This is a genomic window from Roseofilum halophilum BLCC-M91 (assembly GCF_030068445.1).
Taxonomy (GTDB): Bacteria; Cyanobacteriota; Cyanobacteriia; order Cyanobacteriales; family Desertifilaceae; genus Roseofilum; species Roseofilum halophilum.
In genome coordinates, this window is the sequence record NZ_JAQPOK010000017.1 from 1 (window position 1) to 4312 (window position 4312).

3 protein-coding genes are annotated in these 4312 nt (G+C 47.8%); all 3 read left to right on the forward strand.

The features are described from left to right. The first annotated feature begins 137 nt into the window (after window positions 1-137). The 3 genes from holB to PJF56_RS02535 all read left to right on the forward strand — a co-directional run bounded on the left by holB (window position 138) and on the right by PJF56_RS02535 (window position 3895). Window positions 138-1091, forward strand: a complete 954-nt coding sequence (gene holB, locus PJF56_RS02525; protein WP_283761065.1) for a DNA polymerase III subunit delta' — start codon at window positions 138-140, stop codon at window positions 1089-1091. 118 nt (window positions 1092-1209) lie between these two features. After that, a complete protein-coding gene (locus tag PJF56_RS02530) occupies window positions 1210-1923 on the forward strand; it encodes a hypothetical protein (protein ID WP_283761066.1) in 714 nt (237 codons plus the stop codon). Between the two features lie 319 nt (window positions 1924-2242). Next, window positions 2243-3895 carry an adenylate/guanylate cyclase domain-containing protein gene (locus PJF56_RS02535; RefSeq protein WP_283761067.1) on the forward strand — a complete coding sequence of 551 codons (1653 nt, stop codon included), beginning with the start codon at window positions 2243-2245 and terminating at the stop codon, window positions 3893-3895. The last annotated feature ends 417 nt before the right edge of the window (window positions 3896-4312 follow it).

Consider the following 4312-nt stretch of genomic DNA (forward strand, 5'->3'; position numbering starts at 1 on the left):
TAAAATCGGTAGTTAAATGCTCTTTCCATGTGGGATTCAAAGGAGTTCTCACATTGTAGCACCTAAGATGTAATTGTGGTAGCCTATGGTTAGTAAAGCCGCCCTGGAAGGGCGGGGTTTCAGACCCAATTTTTCTGATGAGTATGGGATTTGAGGGGGCGATCGGCCAACCGCAAGCGGTGAAGTTGCTCAGTCAGGCGATCGCCAAAAATCGGATTGCACCAGCCTATTTATTTGTAGGGCCCGAAGGCATTGGCAAGCGTCTAACGGCGGGTTATTTTGCCGAGCGTCTCGCCAGTACAGAAGACACTCCAGAACAACGGGCGCGGATTAGAAAACGCATGGAACAGGGCAACCATCCTGACCTGCTCTGGGTAGAGCCGACCTATCAACATCAGGGACAACGACTCTCGGTGAGTCAGGCCAAAGCTCAAGGGGTAAAACGGAAAGCACTGCCCCGGATTCGGATTGAACAAGTGCGCGACATTAGTCAATTTCTCAGCCGTCCCCCTTTGGAGTCTCCCCGGTCTTTGGTCGTCATTGACCAAGCAGATTTGATGGCAGAAGGAGCAGCCAATGGCTTATTGAAGACCTTAGAAGAACCGGGTCAAGCGACGATTATTGTAATTGCTGCTTCTGAGGCAGCCCTGTTGCCCACCATTGTTTCTCGCTGTCGGCGGATTCCCTTTTATCGTCTCAGTCCAGAAGCCTTAGCCCAGGTGCTAAAATCGCGCGGTTATGGAGAAATTGTCGATCGCCCCACAGTAATGGCCTTAGCTCAGGGCAGCCCTGGGGAGGCGATCGCCGCTTTCGAGCAGTTACAAGCTTGCCCACCAGAAATCTTACAGTCTCTACAGCATCTTCCTCGTACTCCCAGAGAATTATTAACCTTAGCCAAAACCATTCCTCAAACCTTAGATACTCCCACCCAACTCTGGCTCATTGGCTACCTACAACAATTTTATTGGCAACATCACCAGTCTTCCCAAGGGCTGCAACTCTTGGAAAAAGCCCGTCGTGCCCTTCTCAGTTATGTCCAACCTCGATTGGTTTGGGAGGTCACCTTATTGGCCATAGGCACTCAAGAATAGAGAATAGGAAAATCCTGTAATTTCTCGGAAAACAGATTAAAATCACCCAAAAAGAGGATGTTTTATGGCGATCCCTTATGGGAAACTCAATACTGTTGTTGTTGAATTTGGGGTTTAGATGCGCGGGTTGCCCTGGTTAGAAGTCTTGAGAAAATTGATTCAACATCGAGGATGGTTTATTCTCTGTTGGCTGCAAATTTTGGTCGCTCTCGGATTAATTGGAGGATTATTTGCGCCCACATCTCAAGCCGATCGCGCCCAGAAAAGGAACTTACCTCGATTTAGCCTATCAGCCCAATTCATCACCCTCTCTACAAAAGATCTCTTTGCCACGCCAGACTCGGTAGGGGCGATCGCCATTGGCGTGGCAGAAGGAACCCGCACCCCAAGCGGAGGATATACCGATCTCTATTTTGGCCATACCGATCCCGGCAACTCCAGACATAACCTGGGAACCTTCGCCTATCAACATGGGGCATATACCCCAGAAGAAGCAGACCGCCGACAACTCAAACGCCTGAAGCCCTGGATTATTGAACTGCAAGAAGAAGCGCAAACCCTAGGCGTTCACCTGGGAACCTTTGAACTGGTGGCTGGAGTGGATTTAATGAACCAATCTCCCCTAGCTGGAACAGCCTACATTAAACACCTCAAAACCTGTCAGCAACTCCAACAAAATCCTAAAGAAGCCGTACTGTGTGCCCGCGTGCGCTCTTTTGTTAACCCCAACACCGGAGAACTCGAAGCCCATGGACTCGGTTCCTATCGCAGTACCGTCCGAAAAGATCAAAAGCGGCGCTTAGATGCAATTGAAACTGTCCTCAAAGGATAGAATAGGACGCAGATCCGTCAGTCATCAGTAATATCATTGAAATTTTCCTGAGATCGATCGCAGCCAGAGGTGATTCTGAGCTTCATTATTTACAATATAGAGAATCCCCGGCCAACAATCGGTCGGCAGGGGATTCTAGGGTTAGGGTTCATTTAGGTCTGGATTACTGGAAAAAAAGCAATTTGTAGCGTATGGCGTTCCATTCATACTTGAGTGACTACTTGGATTGGACTCAGAAGAGGGGTAACTTAGAGTTTCCTGGGTTGCGTTGGTTGTTGCTGAATGTTGAAATTACCATGGGTGAAGGGGTTAAAAGACAATGAGCCAACTCAAACTGCGGATACAAGTTGAGGGGAATACGGAAGGAACCGTATTGATCGAAGATAATCCCTTTGTTTTAGGGCGATCGCCCGACTGTAACCTATGCCTACCTTTTTTTGGAGTTTCCCGCCACCATGGTCAAATCGTCACCCGTGGAAACGGATGGCTCATCGAAGATCTCGGCAGTCTCAATGGCACCTTATTAAACGGATTACCCGCCACATCTGCCCAATGGATTCACCATGGAGATGTAGTACAAATTGGTGTAGTCTCCTTAGTGGTTCTCATTCTACAACCCCCTGGAGATGAGCAACCCAAAGTCCCAGAATTGAGTACCGACGGTACAACCATCCTCCGTAATGTTAAAGATCTGCAAAGATTATGGCTGCAACCCCAGAATGACCAAGATACCGCCAGCAGCAACCGTAAGGCGATCGCTCGGCTCAAAGATCTCGTAGACATTAGTAAAGGACTCAACTTTGCCGGTTCCCTCGAAGCCATCTTTCTCCAAGTCCAAGAAGCCGTTTTTCGAGACCTCAAACGCATCGATCGCATTGCCCTGCTCATCGACCTAGAAAACACGGGACGACTTAAAATCGTTCGCCTCGCTACCCGTCATCAAAGCGACGATCCCCTAACCGCCGATGGCAGTTGGATCTCCCACAGTATCTGTCAAAAAGTCTTTCTAGAACGAGTCGCCATTCAAACCGCAGACGCACAAGCCGATGAACGCTTTGAAGGGGAAATGAGTATCCTCAGTAAAGGTATTCGTTCCGTTATGGCCGTTCCCCTTTGGGAAGAAGAACAAGTCTTTGGCGTTCTCTATGCCGATGCCTATGTCTCTACCCAGTACACCACCCTAGAAGCAGAAGAAGACCTCAGTTTTTTCTCCGCTCTAGCCAACTTAGTCGCCTCTTCAGTCCAACGATGGCTCCTAGAACAAAAACTTAGAGATCAAGAAAACATCCGTCAGCGTCTCGAACGCTATCATACCCCCTCCGTTGTCCAACAAATGATGGCAGCCGGAGCGCTCACCGATGGCCGCTTACCCCTAGCTGAATACGAAATTAGTATTCTATTTGCCGATATAGTCGGATTTACAGCCCTTTCTGAGCGCCTTGACCCCTCAGAAATTGCAGAACTTTTAAATAATTTCTTTGAAGAAATGCTCCATGAAGTCTTTGTGGCTAAAGGAACTTTAGATAAATTTATTGGCGATTGCATCATGGCCTTTTTTGGCGCTCCAGAAGTACAAACCGATCACGCAGATCGCGCAGTGGCTGCCGCTAGGGGAATGCTCACTCGCTTGGAACACTTAAATAAAAATAATCGCTGGAATGAACCCTTAGAACTCAGAATTGCTATTAATAGTGGTAAGGCAGTTGTGGGCGATATTGGCAGTTCCCAACGGGTTGATTATACAGTATTAGGATCGACGATTAATTTGGCTTCTCGTATGGAAGGAATCTGTCCCCCTGGAGAATGTGTGGTTAGTGAAACAACTTATAAATTATTGCGCGTTCGTCGCGGATTTATGCCCATGGGAAGTTATCGCTTTCGGGGCATAGAACGACCGATTAAAGTCTATCAAACGACGCGCACTATTCCTGAAGGGACAGAAACTCAAACAACCCACATACAGGAAGAGTAGAATTCTAGTAGGGCGCTGATTGATGTGATTTATATTCTGGTTTGAGTTTTGATTAAATGTCCCCTTACCCACCCTCACATTCAAACGATCGACACTTGGTTCTAACAGTACGCTCTACCCTTTACACGAGTGACGTTGCACAAGCATAAGATGTATAGCCGGGGAATCGAACCCCAGAGCCGCTTGTTGCTCTACCAAGGAGTCCAACTTAACCCAGTTGGAGAGGGGTTTGTGCCCGCCTCAGTTTGAATGCTACCGACTTGTTCTATTTTATATCAAATCCGCTTGAATACCATAATTAAAAATGTAGGGAGCAAGATACTCCCACTCCAGTAATATCAAATAATTGAGGGAGTGCGGGCATCTTGCCCGCTAGTTTAACTCATTTTCATGTCCGCTTGCGGAAACCGGACTTGA